The sequence below is a fragment of the Leucobacter komagatae genome, assembly GCF_000834055.1.
Taxonomy (GTDB): Bacteria; Actinomycetota; Actinomycetes; order Actinomycetales; family Microbacteriaceae; genus Leucobacter; species Leucobacter komagatae_A.
In genome coordinates this window covers 1-18,455 of record NZ_JXSQ01000022.1, presented here as the reverse complement: position 1 = coordinate 18,455, position 18,455 = coordinate 1, and the positions used below count along the sequence as shown (strand labels likewise).

General features: G+C 65.0%; 13 protein-coding genes and 1 pseudogene. 10 read left to right on the top strand and 4 right to left on the bottom strand.

What is annotated here, in order from left to right; genetic code table 11:
* Positions 1–112: 112 nt before the first annotated feature.
* The 3 genes from pta to SD72_RS13095 all read left to right on the top strand — a co-directional run bounded on the left by pta (position 113) and on the right by SD72_RS13095 (position 4,354).
* Entirely contained in the window at positions 113–2,218 is a 2,106-nt protein-coding gene (gene pta / locus SD72_RS13105) for a phosphate acetyltransferase (protein WP_042544932.1), read from the top strand.
* The gene (locus SD72_RS13100; protein WP_042544910.1) at positions 2,215–3,408 is read left to right on the top strand and encodes an acetate/propionate family kinase; all 1,194 of its coding nucleotides are present in this window, start codon (positions 2,215–2,217) and stop codon (positions 3,406–3,408) included. The genes pta and SD72_RS13100 overlap by 4 nt, the downstream gene beginning before the upstream one ends.
* 118 nt (positions 3,409–3,526) lie before the next feature.
* On the top strand, positions 3,527–4,354 hold the full coding sequence (locus SD72_RS13095; RefSeq protein WP_042544909.1) for a nitrilase-related carbon-nitrogen hydrolase: 828 nt from the start codon (positions 3,527–3,529) through the stop codon (positions 4,352–4,354).
* 86 nt (positions 4,355–4,440) lie between these two features.
* On the opposite strand, the gene SD72_RS17085 is transcribed toward SD72_RS13095, so the two are convergent.
* Positions 4,441–5,913 carry an HNH endonuclease signature motif containing protein gene (locus SD72_RS17085; protein ID WP_052492687.1) on the bottom strand — a complete coding sequence of 491 codons (1,473 nt, stop codon included), beginning with the start codon at positions 5,911–5,913 and terminating at the stop codon, positions 4,441–4,443.
* Between the two features lie 184 nt (positions 5,914–6,097).
* Between SD72_RS17085 and SD72_RS17080 the strand changes: the two genes are divergently transcribed.
* The 5 genes from SD72_RS17080 to SD72_RS13065 all read left to right on the top strand — a co-directional run bounded on the left by SD72_RS17080 (position 6,098) and on the right by SD72_RS13065 (position 13,729).
* Positions 6,098–9,364, top strand: coding sequence for a DNA polymerase III subunit gamma and tau (locus SD72_RS17080; protein WP_442914942.1), 3,267 nt, complete (start codon positions 6,098–6,100; stop codon positions 9,362–9,364).
* Positions 9,365–9,367: 3 nt separating this feature from the next.
* On the top strand, positions 9,368–9,976 hold the full coding sequence (gene recR / locus SD72_RS13080; protein WP_042544908.1) for a recombination mediator RecR: 609 nt from the start codon (positions 9,368–9,370) through the stop codon (positions 9,974–9,976).
* Positions 9,977–10,062: 86 nt separating this feature from the next.
* Positions 10,063–11,340 (top strand): aspartate kinase, encoded by a 1,278-nt coding sequence (locus SD72_RS13075; protein ID WP_042544907.1) that lies wholly within the window; start codon positions 10,063–10,065, stop codon positions 11,338–11,340.
* A 72-nt stretch (positions 11,341–11,412) separates the two neighbouring features.
* On the top strand, positions 11,413–12,480 hold the full coding sequence (locus tag SD72_RS13070) for an aspartate-semialdehyde dehydrogenase (RefSeq protein ID WP_042544906.1): 1,068 nt from the start codon (positions 11,413–11,415) through the stop codon (positions 12,478–12,480).
* 25 nt (positions 12,481–12,505) lie between these two features.
* Complete coding sequence (locus tag SD72_RS13065; protein ID WP_042544905.1) at positions 12,506–13,729, top strand: LL-diaminopimelate aminotransferase; 1,224 nt, start codon at positions 12,506–12,508, stop codon at positions 13,727–13,729.
* Between the two features lie 63 nt (positions 13,730–13,792).
* Here the strand turns inward: SD72_RS13065 and SD72_RS13060 are convergent, their stop codons facing one another.
* A complete protein-coding gene (locus SD72_RS13060; RefSeq protein ID WP_042544904.1) occupies positions 13,793–14,776 on the bottom strand; it encodes a metallophosphoesterase in 984 nt (327 codons plus the stop codon).
* A gap of 1 nt (position 14,777) precedes the next feature.
* A complete protein-coding gene (locus tag SD72_RS13055; RefSeq protein ID WP_232299779.1) occupies positions 14,778–17,402 on the bottom strand; it encodes a transglycosylase domain-containing protein in 2,625 nt (874 codons plus the stop codon).
* A gap of 92 nt (positions 17,403–17,494) precedes the next feature.
* Between SD72_RS13055 and SD72_RS17790 the strand changes: the two genes are divergently transcribed.
* Positions 17,495–17,662, top strand: coding sequence for a DUF4177 domain-containing protein (locus SD72_RS17790; RefSeq protein WP_157000587.1), 168 nt, complete (start codon positions 17,495–17,497; stop codon positions 17,660–17,662).
* Between the two features lies 1 nt (position 17,663).
* A complete protein-coding gene (locus SD72_RS13050) occupies positions 17,664–18,140 on the top strand; it encodes a RidA family protein (RefSeq protein WP_042544903.1) in 477 nt (158 codons plus the stop codon).
* A gap of 70 nt (positions 18,141–18,210) precedes the next feature.
* Here SD72_RS13050 and SD72_RS13045 read toward each other — a convergent pair.
* Positions 18,211–18,455, bottom strand: a pseudogene (locus tag SD72_RS13045) (AMP-binding enzyme); the annotation flags it as partial.

Genomic DNA, 18,455 nt, shown 5'->3' with positions numbered 1-18,455 from the left:
GGAGGCTCGGCCCCACGTAGGGTCGAGCCTCCGTTTGGTGTATCCGCCGCTGATTCCACTGTTGTGGGCCGTCTCACCCCACAGCCTGAACGGCGAGGCATACACTGAGATCGTGGCAGCAAGTATCTATCTCACATCCGCAGAGGGGCGCACGGGAAAGAGCGCGGTTGCGCTCGGCGTGCTTGATGCGTTGAAGGCCGACGTGCCCCGCGTCGGGGTCTTCCGGCCCGTCATCCGCTCTCGAGATGAACGTGACCGCGTACTCGAACTGTTGCGTGGCCGTGCGACGTCTGAGGCTTCGTATGAGGACTGCATTGGAGTGACCTACGAGGAACTCGCCCGCAATGCGGAGGACGCGATGGCCGCAATTGTGAGTGCCTACCGTGCGCTCCGGGAGCAGTGCGACGCGATTGTCGTCGTCGGTTCTGACTACACCGATGTCGCAGCGCCAACGGAGCTCTCAACGAACGCGCGGATCGCAGCCAATCTCGACTCGCCCGTCCTGCTCGTCGTTGGCGGCAGGGATATGGCAGACCAGGAAGTGCTTGGACAGTCCAGCGCGCGCGATGCTAGTGAGCTCGCGAAGGTCGTGGAACTCGGCGTGGCCGAACTGCATGAGGAGCACGCGAGCGTGCTCGCAACACTCATCAACCGCGCTGACGCTGAGGCGCTCGAGAGCATCGTCGCGGCCGTTGGCGCGGTCGTGCCGGAGGGATCAGCCGTGTGGGCCATCCCGGAGGAGCCGATGCTCGTCGCGCCACCCGTATCCGAAGTGATGCGCGCCGTTGACGGTCATCTCGTGCGGGGAAGCGAAGAGCTGCTCAGCCGCGAGGTGACCCAGATCGTGATCGCTGGAATGTCGATGACGAACGTGCTCCCGCGCCTCCTCGAAGGGTCGGTTGTGGTGATCGCCGCCGACCGAGCGGAGACCCTGCTCGCGGTATCGATTGCGCACGAGGCCGAAGGCTTCCCGACGCTCGGCGCGATCGTCCTCAACGGAGACTTTGATCTGTCGGAAGACGTCGAGCGCTTGCTCGACGGGGTAGGGGCAGTGCTCCCGGTGATCCGCACACCGCACGGGACCTTTGAGACAGCCCAGCGCGTCGTGCATTCGCGCGGGCTACTCACTGAGGAATCTCCAGTGAAGTTCGACACCGCGCTCGCCCTGTTCCACGAGCATGTCGACACACAGGACCTGCGTGAGCGGCTGCGCCTGCACCGCGGAAGCGTCCGCACCCCGGCGATGTTCGCGTATGAGCTCTTTTCTCGGGCTGCGCAGGCCGACGCGCACATCGTGTTGCCTGAGGGGAGCGACGATCGGATCCTTCGCGCTGCGAGTACGTTGCTCGCGCGCGGTGTTGCCCGGTTGACGCTCCTCGGTGAGGAGAGCGCGATTCGCAAGCGCGGGGCGGAGCTCGGGCTCGCAATCGACAGCGCGACAGTGATCGACCCGGAAACATCGCCGCTGCGTGAGGAGTTCGCGGCAGAGTACGCGCGGCTTCGCGCGCACAAGGGGGTGAGCCTCGAGGACGCCCGCGACCGCATGGCTGACGTGAGCTATTTCGGCACGATGCTCGTGCACCTTGGTCTCGCGGACGGGATGGTCTCGGGTGCAGCGAATACCACTGCCCACACGATCCGCCCGAGCTTGGAGTTCATCAAGACCAAGCCAGGAGTCTCTGTCGTGTCGAGCGTGTTCTTCATGGCCCTCGCCGATCGCGTGCTCGTTTACGGCGACTGTGCGGTGAACCCCGATCCGAACGCGGCGCAGCTCGCCGACATTGCTGCATCCTCCGCGGAGACAGCTGAGCAGTTTGGGGTGGATCCGCGGATCGCAATGCTGTCGTATTCGACCGGCGCTTCGGGTTCTGGCGCGGAGGTGGACAAGGTGCGGGAGGCGACCGCGTTGGTTCGCGCTGCCCACCCTGAGCTGCTGGTCGAGGGCCCGTTGCAATACGATGCGGCGATCGACCCGGAGACCGGTGCCTCAAAGCTGCCAGGCTCGCAGGTCGCGGGGCATGCCACCGTCTTCATATTCCCCGATCTGAATACCGGGAACAATACGTACAAGGCCGTGCAGCGGTCTGCTGGCGCGATCGCCGTTGGGCCCGTGCTGCAGGGACTGAACAAGCCAGTCAACGATCTTTCGCGAGGGGCCACCGTGCAGGACATTCTGAACACCGTCGCGATCACCGCTGTGCAGGCTGGTGAGCGATGAACGCCGTGCTCGTCGTCAACTCGGGTTCTTCATCGATCAAGTATCAGGTCATTGACGAGCGCTCGGGAGAGCGGCTCGCGCAGGGTCTCGTCGAGCGGATTGGTGAGCGCGGCGCTGGTCATGTGGTGCACCGCGCCGCGGCCAGCGAGTTGGCGAGGGACGCCGACATCCCCGACCACTCTGCCGCGTTCGCGGCAATCGTTGAGAGCTTCGTTGCCGCGGGTACACCGGTCGATCAGCTCGGGATCGTTGCCGTTGGACACCGAGTCGTGCATGGCGGGAGCGAGTTCATTGCCCCAACGCTCATCGACCGCGCAGTTGCAGACCGGATCCTTGATCTCGCCGAACTCGCGCCGCTGCACAACCCTGGCCACCACGCCGCTATCGTCGCAGCGCTCGGCGTTTTCCCCGATCTGCCGCACGTCGCGGTCTTTGACACCGCATTCCACCAGACCATGCCGGCGAAAGCATATACCTATGCGCTTGATCGTGATCTCGCGGCTGAACATGGCATTCGCCGCTACGGATTCCACGGCATCTCACACGCGATCGTTTCGCGGCGCGCGGCGGAGCTGATCGGGCGTCCCGTTGAAGAGCTCAAGCAGATCGTGTTGCACCTCGGCAACGGCGCATCAATGTGTGCGATCGACGGCGGTCGCTCCGTTGACACCTCGATGGGGCTCACCCCGCTCGAGGGGCTGGTCATGGGGACGAGGTCAGGGAATGTTGACGCCGGTGCGATCCTTCACCTGCTGCGCCGCGGCGTGAGTATCGAAGAGGTGGATCGCGAACTCAACAAGCGTGCCGGATTCGTCGGGATGACGGGCAGCAACGACTTCCGCGACGTGCGCGCCGCTGCAGCGGGCGGTGACGAAGCGGCAAAGCTCGCGATCGAAGTGTACGTGCATCGCGCTCGCCACTACCTTGGCGCGTACCTCGCTGTGCTCGAGGGGGCCGACACGGTCGTGTTTACGGCTGGGCTTGGCGAAAACGGGCCAGATCTGCGCGCGCTGATCTGCGCCGGCTTCGAGTGGTGTGGGTTGCTGCTTGACCCCGCCCGCAACGAGGCCGATGTGTCTGGGTCGCGCGTGATTAGTGCCGAAGGGTCGCGAATCACGGTAATGGTCGTGCCGACCGACGAGGAAGCGGAGATCGCGCAGCAAAGCATCGCGCTGGTAGCGTCCCTATAAAGCACATGGCGTGTTGCGGTGGGCGGCGATTGTTCCCGGGCAGCGATTGTCCCGGTGAAGCGATTGCTCCCAGGGCAGCGCCTGTCGCTCGGCACTGTGAATAACCGGAAGGATTCTCGTGAAGATAGCAGCGATCCAACTCACCCCGACGACCGACCCGAGTGCGAACATCGACGCGATGCGGGTCCGCGCTGCTGAGGCTGCGGCGCTCGGTGCGAAGGTGATGGTGTTCCCAGAACAGACGATGGTGCTGCTGCAGTCAGTGACGGTCGACGGCCTCAACGAGATCGCCGCAGATTGGTGGGAACGCTTTGCCGCGGTAACTGCCGAGCTCGCGGTGACGCACGACGCCGTGGTCGTCGCCGCAGGCTTCGAACCCTCCCCAGAGGGGCTGCCGTTCAACACCGTGATCGCGGTAGACCGCGACGGATCTGAGCTCGCTCGCTACCGAAAGCTCCACCTCTACGAGGCATTCGCGCAGAGCGAGTCCGCCCATACGCGCGCTGGTGAGGCGCTGCCTCCCGTCTTCGACGTTGAGCGCGACGGTGAGTTGCTCCGGCTCGGCCTCGCAAACTGTTACGACCTACGCTTTCCGGAGCTCTTCCGCAGTCTCGTGGATCGCGGCGCGAACGCGCTCATCTTGGTCGCGGCGTGGGCGTCTGGCCCGGGGAAAGAAGATCACTGGTCGCTTCTCACTCGAGCGCGCGCCCTCGAGAACGTGTGTTGGCTGGTCGCGAGTGCGGCCGTCGGCGGAGGCTCGCGCAACGTCGCTACGACGGGCTTGAGTCGTATCATCGACCCGCTGGGGGAGGTGGTTGCTGCTGCTGGCCCACGTGAGGAGAGCATCGTGATCGCCGACGTAGTCCCAGGTGCAGTGGACCGTGCCCGCGAGGTCCTTCCGGCGATCGCGAACCGCCGACTTCGGCTCGGGTACGAGCTCACGTAGCGAGCGGAAGCGCGGGCCTGTGTGGTGCTGCAGATTCCGGGAGCTAAACCAGGCTAGGGCTGCTGACCGGAACCCGCGGGGGATGCTCAGGCCTCCGTGAAGCGCACTTGGCTGCGTCGCTCGGGGAGGTGTTCGCGTGGCCGGTCGGTATAGCTCCGACCGGTGGGACTTTTCCAGGTGAGCACGCCGCCCGGCCCCTGCGTTGGTTGCCAGTCGCTGTGGTGTTTCAGGGTGTGGTGCCCGCGACACAAGTGCGCCAGATTGTCAGTCGCCGTGCTGCCGCCACGCGCTGCGTCCACGGTGTGGTCGATGTCACACCGCCGCGTCGGCACTCTGCAGCCAGGGAATCTGCAGTGTCCATCGCGTGCAGCGAGGGTGCGTCGCATCTGCTCGCTCGGTCGGTACCTGTCGACCGCAATGACGCCTCCGGTTGCATCATCGGTGAACACCCGGTTCCAAGTGGGTGATGCCGCCGCGAGCCGAAGTGCCTCCGTCGAACTCATTGGCCCGTAGCCGCGCAGTTCGCACACGCCCTCCGACGCGCCCGCGTCCGCAGTGAGGGCGGAGAACGGAATGACGATCTCAACGTGTGCGCGAACCTTGGGAGGTGATGCCGCGTCAACATTCTCTCCCTTGGCTTCTCTCTGAAGCCTTGGCGCACCGGCCGAGGGCGCCTGGCTATTGCGGGAATCATCACCGGTGACCGGCTGGTGCGGCCTGCCCTTCGGCGAGCTAAGCAGGAGATCCCGGAGTGCATCTGCCCTGAGTTGATCGAGGGAGAGCTTCGCGGGATGCTCGCTGCCTTCGCTGCCCGGTAGTTGCTTGCCTTCAGCCGTGCCAGAGGGGTCCTTCCGATCTTTGGCCATCGCACGCGCGGACGCCCGGGCTATGTCTGTGAGATGCTCGCGGATCGCGTTGGCGTCGACCGCCGAGATGTGCGCGATAAGGTCCGCCATCCCATCGTCGTGGGAGACGACGGTGACAGTGCGGCGCTTGGCGGCCAGCAGGTGCCGCTCCTCAATGGGTGTCGCCGCCCAGTGCTCGGCGATGCGCCGAGCCGCTGGCTGCAACCTGTTTGGCGTCTCCTGCAGCGCGATGTTCAGCACGGCTGCTTCGAAGTGGGATCGCCTTGAGGTGGTTTCCTCATCGTCACCGGCTCCAACAAGGTAGCCGGCTTCGACGATGACACGCACGTGCTGCAAGTCGAGCTGACCCGCAGCTAGCGCCTGTGCGGTGTTCGGGTACTGCTCTGAGAGGTCGTAGGCGAGTGACATTTCTCGTTCGGCTCGCTGCTCGCTGATCCGCAGGAGAGCGGCGATCTCTGCGCGGGCGGCACGATACTCGAGCTCGCGTCGCGAGGTGTCGCGCTCCTGCTGTGACCAGGCGACCACTTGCGAGATAAGGTTCAAGCGATCCGCCTCGAGAGCGCGCTGCTTGCGGACATTCTCCTCAAGCGCATCAGTGAGAGCCGCTAGCGAGTTGCCGCCCGCCGAGCGAGCCTGACTCGATGGGGCCGCGGCTGGGCGGTCTCCCTGGGCGATGTCTCTCGTTTGGATCATGTGTTGAGTAAAACACAGACGTGCGACATTTATGTTTTGTTTTCCACAGGTGGTCAGCTCGGGCGCGAACCGCATAACGAGCGTGTCCTCCCCAGGGAGAAATAGGGGCGGAATCCGTGCCTGACTTTTCCACAGTCACACCTCGCCCACGTAAATGTCGGCCCTCGCAGGTAGCATGGGTGACGTGGTAGCAGCACTGTATCGGCGGTATCGGCCAGAGTCATTCTCAGAGATGATTGGGCAGTCTCAGGTGACCGATCCACTCATGACGGCACTTCGAACGGGAAGGGTCGGCCACGCGTACCTATTTAGCGGCCCGCGAGGCTGCGGTAAGACGACGAGCGCACGAATTCTTGCGCGCTGCCTGAACTGCGTTGAGGGTCCGACGGACACTCCTTGCGGCACCTGCCCGAGCTGTGTCGAGCTCAGCCGCGCGGGCGGCGGATCCCTCGATGTTGTCGAGATTGATGCTGCGAGCCACGGCGGTGTCGACGACGCGCGCGACCTGCGTGAGCGAGCGGTATTTGCCCCCGCGCGAGATCGCTTCAAGATTTTCATCATCGATGAGGCCCACATGGTCACGGCGGGCGGCTTCAACGCCCTGCTGAAGATCGTGGAGGAGCCGCCGCCGCACGTGAAGTTCATCTTCGCGACGACGGAGCCAGAAAAAGTCATCGGCACGATCCGATCCCGCACGCATCACTACCCGTTCCGCCTGATCCCGCCCGCAGCGCTCATCGATTACGTGCAGCAGCTGTGCGACAGCGAGGGCGTCATCATCGAGCCAGGCGTGTTGCCTCTCGTGGTTCGGTCGGGCGGTGGATCGGCGCGTGACACACTCTCGATCCTCGATCAGCTCATCGCTGGTTCTGAGGGCAACACGGTCTCTGCTGAACGTGCGGCAGGTCTACTCGGGTTTACACATACCGAACTGCTCGACGACGTCGTCGCGGCCCTTGGCTCCGGTGACCCTGCCGCCGCGTTTGCGGCTACTGACCGGGTCATCCAAACAGGTCAGGATCCGCGACGGTTTGTTGAGGATCTGCTTGAGCGGCTCCGCGATCTCATCATCGTGAATGCGACGTCAATTGATGGCGCCGCCGCAGTACTCAGAGGCGTGCCACAGGACCAGCTTGATCGCATGTTCGAGCAGGCGCGGGCATTTGGCGCGCGGGAGCTTTCGCACACAGCCGACACCGTGCGTGAAGCGCTCGACCAGATGACGGGCGCGACGCCGCCGCGGCTGCACCTCGAGCTCATGATCGCGCGCGCTCTCGTTGGCCTCGCGGAGAGCAACGATCCAGCAGGCGTGCAGCCAGGCGCTGCCGCGACGTTCGCTCCAGCAGCGGGTCGCCAGCCCGCCGCACAGCAGCGGCCAGCGGCGCCGACCGGGCAGCAGCCGCCGCAGCGGCCAGCGCAACAGCCGGCACAGCCGGCAGCACAGCCTTCTCCACACGAACAGGGCGTCGGGCAAGGCCAGCCAGCCCAGGCGATTGAGACCGGCAGCGCTCAACAGCCTGCAGCCGCAGCCCAGCCACCTGCGCAGCCGGCTGTGCAACCCGAGCGAGTCGCTAACGCTGCCGAGACGGCAGCGTCGATCCGCGAATTCCTGCGCAACGAGGACTCCGGGGCCCAGCACACGCCCGCTGCACCAGCACCAACGCCTGCGGCAGCACCAGCACCTACGCCTGCGGCACCTGAGCAGACGTCCGCACAGACATCTACACCGACATCTGCACCAGTGCAGGCGCCGAATGCCGGAGCTTCGGATGCTCCCCGCACTGGCTCTGAGCGTGGCACGCATCCCAACGAGGCGGCGGCTGGCTTTGGCCGTCCCATCTCAGACGTCTTGAGCGCATCGCAGATCGCTTCGATCGGCACTGAACAGGTCGCGCCCGCTGCGCCGACAGAGGCGAGCCCCGTCGCACCCGCGCAGCAGGCCGCACCCGCGGCCGGTGCACCAAGCAGTGCCGCCGGATCCGCGCCGACCCCCGCTGACCGCTCTGCAACGCCAGGCGAGGCAGCACCGGTAGGCCAGCCGCCTGCTGCTGCCGCCGACGCGAACCCCGCGGCGACCGCCGGCGCACCGGCTGGAGCCGCCGCAGAGACGGATGCCCCCGACGGAAGCGACGCTGCAGAAGCAGAGACTGATGGCCTTCCCGGGTTTGATGACTTGCTCGAGATGTGGCCGGACCTGCTCGAAGAGCTGCTCGAATCCAATCGCGAGGCTTGGAACGCCGTGCGTCACATTGAGCCTCTCGGGCTCGAAGAAGACTTGCTGCTCGTAGGCGTTTCGAACCGCTCCGAGCTTGACGCGTTCAAGTCGGCTGGCGCCGGCCCGCTCCGCGAGACGATTCTCGAGGCGACCGGGATCCGCGTACGCTACGCGCCGCGACAGGTGAGCGCTCCGCGCGAAACCCAGGCCCAGCCACAGCCAGGAGCCGGCCCGGCCGACTCCGAGGAGCCTCATCGAGGGTCTACAACACCCTCGCCCGAGGCCGCTGCCACTCAGCAGCCGAAGGCCCCCGTTGACGACCTAGCCGAACGCGCAGCGGCACGACTGAGTTCACTCGGTCCAAAGCTCGCCGCGCCGGCATGGGCCGACCCGGTGCCGCCGCCCGTGCAGGTCGCGGCCGAGCCCGTAGCGACTCCGGGGGCCCCATCCGCTTCGGACCAGCAGACCAAAACCGACAACGCATCGCCTGCTGGTCAGCCACGCTCCGACGAACGGGAGCAGCCGCGGCAAGAGCCGCAGGCACCGTCCGACGCGACGCAGCCGCAGCGCCCGCAGGAGCAGACTCAGCGTTCGAAGCAGCAGCCCCAGCCCACGAAGCAGGCACCTGCCGCGCCGGAAGCTCGCCGTCCAAGCAACTCGAATGCTCGGGACGACGGCTACGGCGACAGCTCTCCCTACGGCGACGGTCCGAGCTACAGCGACGACGATTACGGCTACCCCGACAGTGATCCGTACGCCGGAATGGGAGGCGCAGGCGCTTCAGGAATGCCCGCTCCTGCTGCCGCAGCGCCGACACCAGCCGTGCCGAGCGGAGCCTCGCCCGCGGCCACGCCAACCCAGACGGCCCCCGCAGCACAGGCTTCCCCCGCAGCACCGTCGGCTTCCGGCGCGTCATCGGCCCCCGCCACCTTCGCTGCGCCTGCAACCGGGAACGCAGCGGCACCCGCGGCGGCGGTCGCGCACGCCCCCGAAGTCGCACCAGCGCCAGGCTCAACACCAACACCAGCACCAGCACCTGCGCCTGCTCCCGCAAGCGTGGCAGCACCAGCACCAGCACCAGCACCAGCACCAGCACCAGCATCACCCGAGGACACGGCGGCAGCGCCGTCGGCAAAGCCCGCCCCGAAGTTCACCCGATACGGGGAAGCTGTTGTTCGCGAGGTTCTCGGGGCCATTTTCGTGGAGGAGCGTCCGCTCCCCGAGCCAAGGAGGTAGTCGATGTACGACGGAATCGTGCAAGACCTGATCGACGAATTCGGCAGGCTCCCCGGGATCGGTCCGAAGTCCGCGCAGCGGATCGCGTTCCATATCTTGCAGACGCAGAGCTTCGATGTCTCACACCTGGCCACCCTGCTGACTGAGGTGCGCGAACGCGTGCGGTTCTGCGAAGTGTGCGGCAACATCACTGAGCAGACGCGTTGCAGTATCTGTAGCGATCCGCGCAGAGACGCAACGCTCATCTGCGTCGTGGAAGAACCCAAGGATGTCGTGGCGATCGAGCGCACCCGTCAGTTCCGTGGGTTGTACCACGTGCTCGGCGGCGCGATCAGCCCCATTGATGGCATCGGTCCAGACGACCTCAGCATCCCTGCGCTCATGCGGCGGATCGGTGAGGCGACGGGCGAAGAGCAAATCCGTGAGGTCATCATCGCCACCGACCCGAACCTTGAGGGGGAGGCAACCGCGGCCTACCTGTCGCGTCTGCTCACGAGTATCGAGGTGCCGGTTTCGCGGCTCGCGTCTGGCCTTCCGGTCGGTGGAGACCTTGAGTTCGCGGACGAGGTCACACTCGGTCGCGCCTTCGAGGGCCGCCGTGTCGTCGAGTAACCGCACGTAACCCACGGGGGACGGCACGGTTCGGGCATGTGCCTCGGGCTAGAATAGAAGCTGGCCCAGAACCAAGGAGGACCCTCGTGGCATTGATCGTGCAGAAGTTCGGGGGGTCGTCTGTCGCCGACGCGGAGAGCATCAAGCGCGTCGCGAAGCGGATCGTTGAGACGCGTCGGACAGGCAACGAGGTTGTTGTTGTGGTGAGCGCGATGGGCGACACTACTGACGAGCTGCTCGACCTCGCCGCGGCATGCACGCCGATTCCTGCTCCGCGAGAGCTCGACATGCTGTTGACGTCGGGGGAGCGCATCTCGATGGCGTTGCTCGCGATGACGATCAAGGGCATGGGAATCGACGCCTTCTCCTTCACAGGGAGCCAGGCCGGAATGATCACCACGCCAGACCACGGTTCGGCGAAGATCGTCGACGTGACGCCTGGCCGTGTGCGTGAGGCCCTCGATCAGGGGGCGGTCGCGATCGTCGCCGGGTTCCAAGGCTTCAGCCGCGACTCGCGTGATATCACGACGCTTGGGCGCGGAGGGTCGGACACCACAGCCGTCGCTCTCGCCGCCGCGCTCAACGCAGACCGCTGCGAGATTTACACCGACGTTGACGGGGTCTTCACGACCGATCCGCGGGTCGCGCCCCTTGCGAAGAAGATCGACGCGATCTCCTCGGAGGAGATGCTTGAGCTTGCCGCTTCCGGCGCGAAGGTGCTGCATTTGCGGGCCGTCGAGTACGCACGCCGTCACGGCGTCGAACTGCACGTGCGATCGTCCTTCTCGGGCGAACCGGGAACCGTTGTGTACACGCCCAAAACCGGGCACCCGAAGGGAGATCTTGTGGAAGAGTCGGTCATCACTGGCATTGCCGCTGAGGCGAGCGAAGCGAAGATTACGGTGGGCGGCGTACCCGATATTCCGGGCAAGGCAGCGCAAATCTTCGAGGTTGTTGCGAGCACAAACGCGAACATCGACATCATCGTGCAGAACATTTCGGCGATCGACACGAACCGCACAGACATCTCCTTCACCGTTCCGATGGAGGAGGGGCGCAAGGTCACTGAGGCGCTTGAAGCTGAGCGCGAGGGTCTCGGCTTCGAGACGCTCCTGTACGACGATCAGATCGCGAAGATCGCGGTCGTTGGTGCCGGCATGCGTACCAGCTCAGGTGTATCTGCACAGTTGTTCCGCGCGCTGTTCGAAGCCGGGATCAACATTGAAATGATTTCGACGTCTGAGATTCGCATCTCGGTGGTCACCCGTGCAGATCTCATGGAGAAGGCCGTTCGCGTGCTGCACACCGCGTTCGGGCTTGACTCTGACGAAGCGGCTGTTGTCTACGCGGGCACCGGTCGCTAAACCCACACATCTCTTGGCCGCAGCGCGCGGCCGCACCTTTCGCATCCGACCCACGAAGGACAGGATCCACACATGACTGAACAGCAGGGGTATTCCGTCGCCATTGTTGGCTCGACGGGGCAGGTTGGCACCGTAATTCTCGCGCTCCTCGACGAACGGGACTTCCCGGTAGCGTCGCTTCGGCTTTTCTCGAGCGCGCGCTCCGCGGGGAGCACGCTGACGTTCCGTGGCGAGAGCATCGTCGTGGAGGATGTCGCTACAGCTGACAAGAGCGGTCTCGACATCGTCTTGTTCTCGGCTGGTGGGGCGGCGTCAAAGCAGTACGCGCCCGAGTTCGCTGAGGCAGGCGCTATCGTCATCGACAATTCAAGCGCATGGCGTCTCGACCCGAACATCCCGCTCGTCGTCAGCGAGGTGAACCCCGAAGCGCTCGACGCCACTGTCGCGGCGCGCAAGGGCATCATCGCGAACCCGAACTGCACGACGATGGCGGCAATGCCCGTCATGAAGGCACTCGACGGTGAGGCCGGGCTTGAGCGCATGAAGGTGACGACATTCCAGGCAGTGTCAGGGTCGGGGCTCGCGGGTGTCAGCGAACTTGCTGGACAGGTGACCGCCGCGGTTGAGACTGGGAACATTGAGCGGCTCGTGCACGATGGCGCAGCGATTGAATTTGTTGCACCACGCGTCTACGACAAGACCATCGCGTTCGACGTTGTGCCGCTCGCCGGCTCGATCGTTGACGACGGCGAGGGCGAGACGGACGAGGAGAAGAAGCTGCGCAACGAGAGCCGCAAGATTCTTGGACTCCCCGACCTGCTCGTCGCCGGAACCTGCGTGCGCGTGCCCGTGTTCACGGGGCACTCCCTCTCGATCCACGCGGAGTTCGCTTCGCCGATCACCGCTGCCCGCGCGCGGGAAGTGCTCGCCACCGCACCGGGGGTCGAGCTCAGCGATGTGCCGACGCCGCTCGAGGCCGCAGGCAATGACCCAACCTACGTCGGCCGTATCCGCGAGGATCAGTCGGCTCCAGCAGGACACGGCCTCGTGTTCTTCGTTTCCAACGACAACCTGCGCAAGGGCGCTGCACTGAACACCGTGCAGATCGCCGAGGTTGTCGCAACCAAGCTCAGCGCCTAAACACAGAACGGACAGGATCTCCCCGATGATCACCAACAAGAACTTCGGGGAGATTCCCCAGTCGTATCTTTTCAGCGAGGTAGCGGAGCGGGTGCGGCGCTTCGAGCAGCAGCACCCCGACGCGCGCGTGCTCAGGCTCGGGATCGGCGACGTCACCCGTCCGCTCGCCCCCGCCATTGTCGAGGCACTGCACAGTGCAGTCGACGAGCAGGCCGCCGCCGCCTCATTCCAGGGCTACGGGCCTGAGACCGGCTACGGATTTCTGCGAGAGGCGATTGCCGCTGGCGAGTACGCAGCAATCGGCGTGGACGTGTCACCGGATGAGGTCTTCGTTGGTGACGGCTCGAAGTCGGACTCGGCAAACATTCAAGAACTGTTTGCGGATTCCGCTCGGGTGGCTGTGACCGACCCCGTCTACCCGGTCTATGTCGACTCGAACGCGATGGCCGGGCGGCTTGGCACCTTCGATGGGGATCGATGGTCAAACCTCAGCTACATCCCGTGTGACGACAGCAACGACTACCGGCCGGCCCTCCCGGAGGAGCCCGTCGAGCTGATCTACCTGTGCTCGCCGAATAACCCGACGGGCACGACGATGTCGCGGGAGGATCTCGAGGCGTGGGTCGCGTACGCGCGCAAAACGGGAGCGGTGATCCTTTTTGACGTTGCGTACCGCGCGTTCATCACCGGGGACGACGTGCCGCGCTCGATCTACGAGATCGAAGGCGCGGACGAGGTGGCGATTGAGTTCGGGTCGTTCTCGAAGACCGCCGGATTCACCGGGCTGCGCTGCTCGTGGACCGTTGTACCGAAGAAGCTGCAGCGCGATGGCGTTTCGCTCCACACGATGTGGCTGCGGCGCCAGTCCACCAAGTTCAACGGGACGCCGTACATTGTGCAGCGCGCGGCAGAGGCGACGTACAGCCCGGCTGGCCGTGAGCAGGTGCGCGCCGACGTTGAGTACTACCTCGCAAACGCTCGGCTCATTCGGGAGACCCTCGAGAACGCTGGGGTGAAGGCCGTTGGTGGCGAGCACTCGCCCTACGTGTGGTTCCGCTGCCCAGCGGGGATGGACTCGTGGGAGTTCTTTGATGCGCTGCTTGAGCAGGCTCAGATCGTCGGGACTCCTGGTGTCGGCTTCGGCCCGACGGGAGCCGGCCATTTCCGGTTGAGCGCGTTCAACACCGCTGAAGCGACCCAGGAGGCCGCAGGGCGGCTCGCTGAGCTGCTGCCAAAGCTCGCCTCGTAAACGCCGCCTGAACGGCCTGTGTGGGGCGCTGGTGGCCCCACACAGGCCCGACGGGATTGGTGTCTACCGGTCGGGTGCTGTGAGCGTGATGAGGCTTGCCTCAGGCTTGCACGCGAAGCGCACGGGCGCGAAGATCGAGTTGCCAAGCCCAGCGCTCACGTTGAGGTAGGCGGCGCGGTGCGCGTCGTACCAGACGCTGAGTCCGCGTGCTTGATCATTGGGGAGGTCGCTGTTTGACGTGAGCGCCCCGATACCCGGGACACGTACCTGGCCGCCGTGCGTGTGGCCGGCGAGGATGAGGTCGGCCTGAGCGCTGAGGAGGTCTCCGAGCGCGGCCTGGTAGGGCGCGTGCACCACGCCAAGCCGCACGGCAGCCGGCGCGCTTGCGGCGGCCTGAACGCCGCTTGAGGGCGAACCGGGCGAACCCAGCGAGTCGGCTGCGGCGAGGCCCTGGTCGGCCAGTGCGGCGCGCATCTTCGTTGCGTCGTCGTAGCGAATATGCGGATCGTTGAGACCGAACACGGTGAGGTCCGTGCCGCGGACCCGCAGCGATGACGCCGAGTTGTTGAGGTCTATGAAGCCGAGGCCCGTGAGCCCCTCGGTGAGGCGCGCGTTGTCGATGTCCTGCGTCCGCGTGCTCAGCCTGCTCGGCTCGCGAAGGTAGCGCAGCGGGTTCTTCAGCCTGGGGCCGTAGTAGTCGTTTGAACCGTGCACAAACAGCGTCGGGATGCCGGAGAACGGCGCGAGCGTGTGCAGCAGTGCCGGCCGTGCGCCGGTGTGCCCCATGAGGTCGCCGGTGAGCACGACGAGATCTGGCTTGAGCTGGGCGAGACCGCGCACCCAGTTCATCTTGTTCGTCTGCCAGGGCGCCAGGTGCAGGTCTGAGAGCTGCAGTACCCGGATGGGGGCGGCCGCTGGCGCGAGGATCGGGACGTCGTGGCGCCGGACGGTGAAGAGCCGGCGTTCAATGACGGTCGACCAGAGCAGCACGCCCGCTGCGGCCCAACCAAGGGCCGCAGCGGCGCGCGAGTTCTGCTGACGCCCCACGCTACTTGCAGTCCACCGTGAGGGTGATCTTCGCGTTCAGTCGTGCTTCCTCACCTGCGGCGGGCGACACTGACTTGACCTTGTGCTTGCCGGCGTCGACGCTGCCGTCGCCGGAGCAGGTGAGGGTGACCGACGTGAAGCCCGCGGATCGGAGCGAGCTTTCCGCGTCGCGGGCGAGCTTGTCGCCAAGGCCTCCGGGAATTTTGCCCGAGTTGCCGAGTGAACGGTACAGGGTGATCTCTGTTCCGAGCCCTGACTCGGTGCCTGCCGACGGGTCGGTGCGGGCGATCATGCCCTTCGGCTCTGACGAGTCAACCTCGCCGCCGTCGCGGTACGCAAACTTGGCGTTCGCGAGCATGCTCGCTGCCTCGTCGAACGACTTGCCGGCTACGTCGGGGACGGTGACGGTGGTCTGCTTGAGCGCGGTGCTCGCCGGATCGCCGAAGCCCTCTCCGCCGAACTTCTCGTCGGCGACGTACATGACCGAGGGCCAGATGCGGCTGTCAGCTGCGGTGAGGCCCTGGTAGCCGCCGAAGTTACGCGTATCGACGCGCTCACAGCCGGGCTGTCCGAGGCACTGCGGGTTTGGCCCGACGTTACCGACCCAGGTAGCCGTGGCAACCTTGCTCGATGCGCCAACAGTCCAGTTGTCCTTGTACTCGTCCGTCGTGCCCGTCTTTGCGAGGTGCGGGGTGCCGAACGCAGACAACGCGTGGCGGGCGATGCCGTTCGTGATCGTGTACTCGAGCGCATAGGCAACGCCTGCTGCGACCTCGGGTGACATTGCTTCAGAGCACGAGCTCTTCTTGAAGGGGACCGGTTCGCCGTCCGGGCCGGTGATCGAGTCGATCGCGACCGGGGTGCAGACCTGCCCCTTGCCAGCGAATGCGCTGAAGGCGGTCGCCATGGTGAGCGGCGACATCTCGTCGGTGCCGCCGAAGGTGTTCGACGGGTTCATGGTGAGGTCGTAGCCCTCGTAGTTCGGGAACTCCTCGTTCTGGGCCGGTGACGCACGGTGCATTCCGAGTTTCTCTGCCATCGCGAAGGTGTCGCAGAGGTCCATCTGCTGCTGCATCGACACGAGGCCGCCATTGAGCGACTGACCGATGGCGGTGAGCACGGACTGGTTGCCGCGGACACCCATGTTGTCGTTGTTGAATTCCCAGTTGCCGTAGCCGTAGACGCCGCCGTCCATGCACGAGGCGCGGAAGCTTTGCAGCGGAACGGTTCGCCCGTTCACGTTCACAACGTCGCGCACGGAGTGGCCGGTGCGGATCCACTCTGCGAGGGTCACCGCCTTGAACGTTGAGCCGACCTGGAAGCCCGATGAGCCGCCGTCGCTCTGGTCGGTGCTGTAGTTGATTGCCGTGTAGCCCTGTGGCGCGAGCGCAGGGTCCGTGCTGAATGGCCGGTTCTGCGCCATCGCGAGCACGCGGCCGGTGCCGACCTCCTGGCTCACCGTTGCGCCACCGACGTCGATGCCCTCCATCACCTGCGGAACGTTCTCGCGAACCGAGCTGACGGCTGCGCGCTGCAGATCGAGATCAACGGTGGTGTAGATGTTGTAGCCGCCGCGACGCATGTTGAACTCGCGAGTCTCGGCGTCCGGGCCGAATTCGGGGTCCTTCTTCATCTGGTTCTGCACGTAATCGCAGAAGTGGCCGAGGCCGTAGTTCTCCTCTGCGACAACGCAGCCCTGGACGCGCGGCGTGATCTTCGGCTCGACGGGGCTTTCCTTGGCCTCATCGTGCTGCTCGGCAGTGATCTTCCCCTGCTGGACCATTTTGTCGAGAATGAGGTTGCGGCGGGTCTTGTTCGCCTCGAGGTTTTCCTCGATGTCGAGCTGGTAGGCGGTCGGCCGGTTCACGATCGCGATGAGGCTCGCTGACTGCGCGAGCGTCAGATCCTTCGCGGTCGTTCCGAAGTAGTAGTGGGCGGCAGACTCGATGCCGTAGACGGTGCGGCCGAACAGTGCGATGTTCAGGTAGCCGGTCATAATCTCGTCTTTGGTGAACTTCTTCTCGACGCCGATCGCAAGCTTCATCTCTTTGAGCTTGCGGTCCATGGTCTGGTCCATGGCCTCGGCGTAGGCCTTCTCCTGCTCCTCGGGGTCGGGGATAGCAGTCGACTCCTGCACGAGCACGTTTCGCACGTACTGCATGGTCACGGTCGAGGCGCCAGACATTCCGTCCCCGCCTGCAACGTTCTGGAGTACCGCACGCGACGCCGCGAGGGCGTCAACGCCGCCGTGGGTGTAGAAGCGCGGATCCTCAATTGCGACGAGCGCGTCCTTCACGAAGGGCGAGATCTCGTCCCACTTGACCGGAACACGGTCCTGGTCGTAGAACTCGGTGATCTTGACGTTCTTGTCGCCGTCCTTGGCCCAGATCGTGCTTGGCTGGGCCAGCGCGCCAGGCGTGAGGTTGCTCGGGAGATTCTCGAAGATGCTCACTGCTGAGGTCGCCGCGGCTCCGGAGAGCGCGACGACGGGCGTGACGGCTGCGGTAACGAGGATGCCAGCGATGGCACTCATTGCGACAGCACCGATGATTCCGCCGAGTACGCCACCGACTGAACGAGGTTTAGCCGTGGGCACGCGCGAAGACTTTGAGGCCTTTTGGGTCATAGACTCAAGGGTAGGCGATAAAAGCTGGCAATCAGCGCCGCTCGCGCCAACATGAAGCGTTTTCACCAGCAATTTTCAAGAAGGAGTCTTCCGTGAGTGATCCAGAAGAAGGACCGCGTTGGGAGTACTTTGTGACTCCACTGCTGCTGCACAACGAAGCTCAGATCCTCAACAACTGGGGAGCCAAGGGTTGGGAACTCGTGCAGATCATTGAGGGCCCCGCCGGTGGGAACGTTGCTTACCTGAAGAGAAAGGCCTGACATGTCATCAGTTATCGAGGAGCGCATTAACGAGCTCGGGCTCGAGATCCCCGAGGTCGTTGCAGCGGTAGCCGCCTACGTTCCCGCGGTGCGCGACGGCGACTACGTGTACACGGCAGGACAGCTGCCCTTCGCAAACGGTGAGCTCGTAGAGACCGGCAAGGTTGGCGTCGGCGAAGGCCTCGTTTCTGCTGAGCGTGCAGAAGAGCTCGCGCAGCTCTGCGCCCTCAACGCGCTCGCAGCCGTTCGCGGCGTCATCGGCTCGCTCGACAAGGTGGAGCAGGTCGTCAAGGTGACCGCGTTTGTGGCCTCAGACCCCACCTTCACTGGTCAGCCAGCTGTCGCAAACGGCGCATCGCTGTTCCTCGGCAAGGTGTTTGGAGACCTCGGTATTCACGCACGCTCCGCAGTGGGCGTCGCGGTGCTCCCGCTCGACGCTCCCGTTGAGGTTGAGTTCATCTTCCGCGTGCGCGACTAGTTCCGCCCACACAGCGAAGGGGCGGCGGATCCACATGGATCCGCCGCCCCTTCGCCTGTGTGCGTGGTGGCTACTTGGCGCCACCACGCTCAGCGACGACGCGATCTGAGATGAGCTGCATCACCATCGTGTCTGCGAGCGTCGTGGTGTCGCCGATCTTGCGGCCCTCAGCGGCGTCCTTCAGGAGTCGTCGCATGATCTTGCCGGAGCGAGTCTTCGGGAGCTCGTTCACAACGTAGACATTGCGCGGCCTGGCAATCGCGCCAATGTTCGCCTGAGACGTGCGCCCTGAGCTCCTGCTCCGCCTGATCCTCG

Bases quoted from the DNA above. Each gene is read 5' to 3' on its own strand.
- SD72_RS13100 (WP_042544910.1), top strand. From the start codon at position 2,215: ATGAACGCCGTGCTCGTCGTCAACTCGGGTTCTTCATCGATCAAGTAT.
- SD72_RS17085 (WP_052492687.1), bottom strand. From the start codon at position 5,913: ATGATCCAAACGAGAGACATCGCCCAGGGAGACCGCCCAGCCGCGGCC.
- recR (WP_042544908.1), top strand. From the start codon at position 9,368: ATGTACGACGGAATCGTGCAAGACCTGATCGACGAATTCGGCAGGCTC.
- SD72_RS13070 (WP_042544906.1), top strand. From the start codon at position 11,413: ATGACTGAACAGCAGGGGTATTCCGTCGCCATTGTTGGCTCGACGGGG.
- SD72_RS13065 (WP_042544905.1), top strand. From the start codon at position 12,506: ATGATCACCAACAAGAACTTCGGGGAGATTCCCCAGTCGTATCTTTTC.
- SD72_RS13055 (WP_232299779.1), bottom strand. From the start codon at position 17,402: ATGACCCAAAAGGCCTCAAAGTCTTCGCGCGTGCCCACGGCTAAACCT.
- SD72_RS13050 (WP_042544903.1), top strand. From the start codon at position 17,664: ATGTCATCAGTTATCGAGGAGCGCATTAACGAGCTCGGGCTCGAGATC.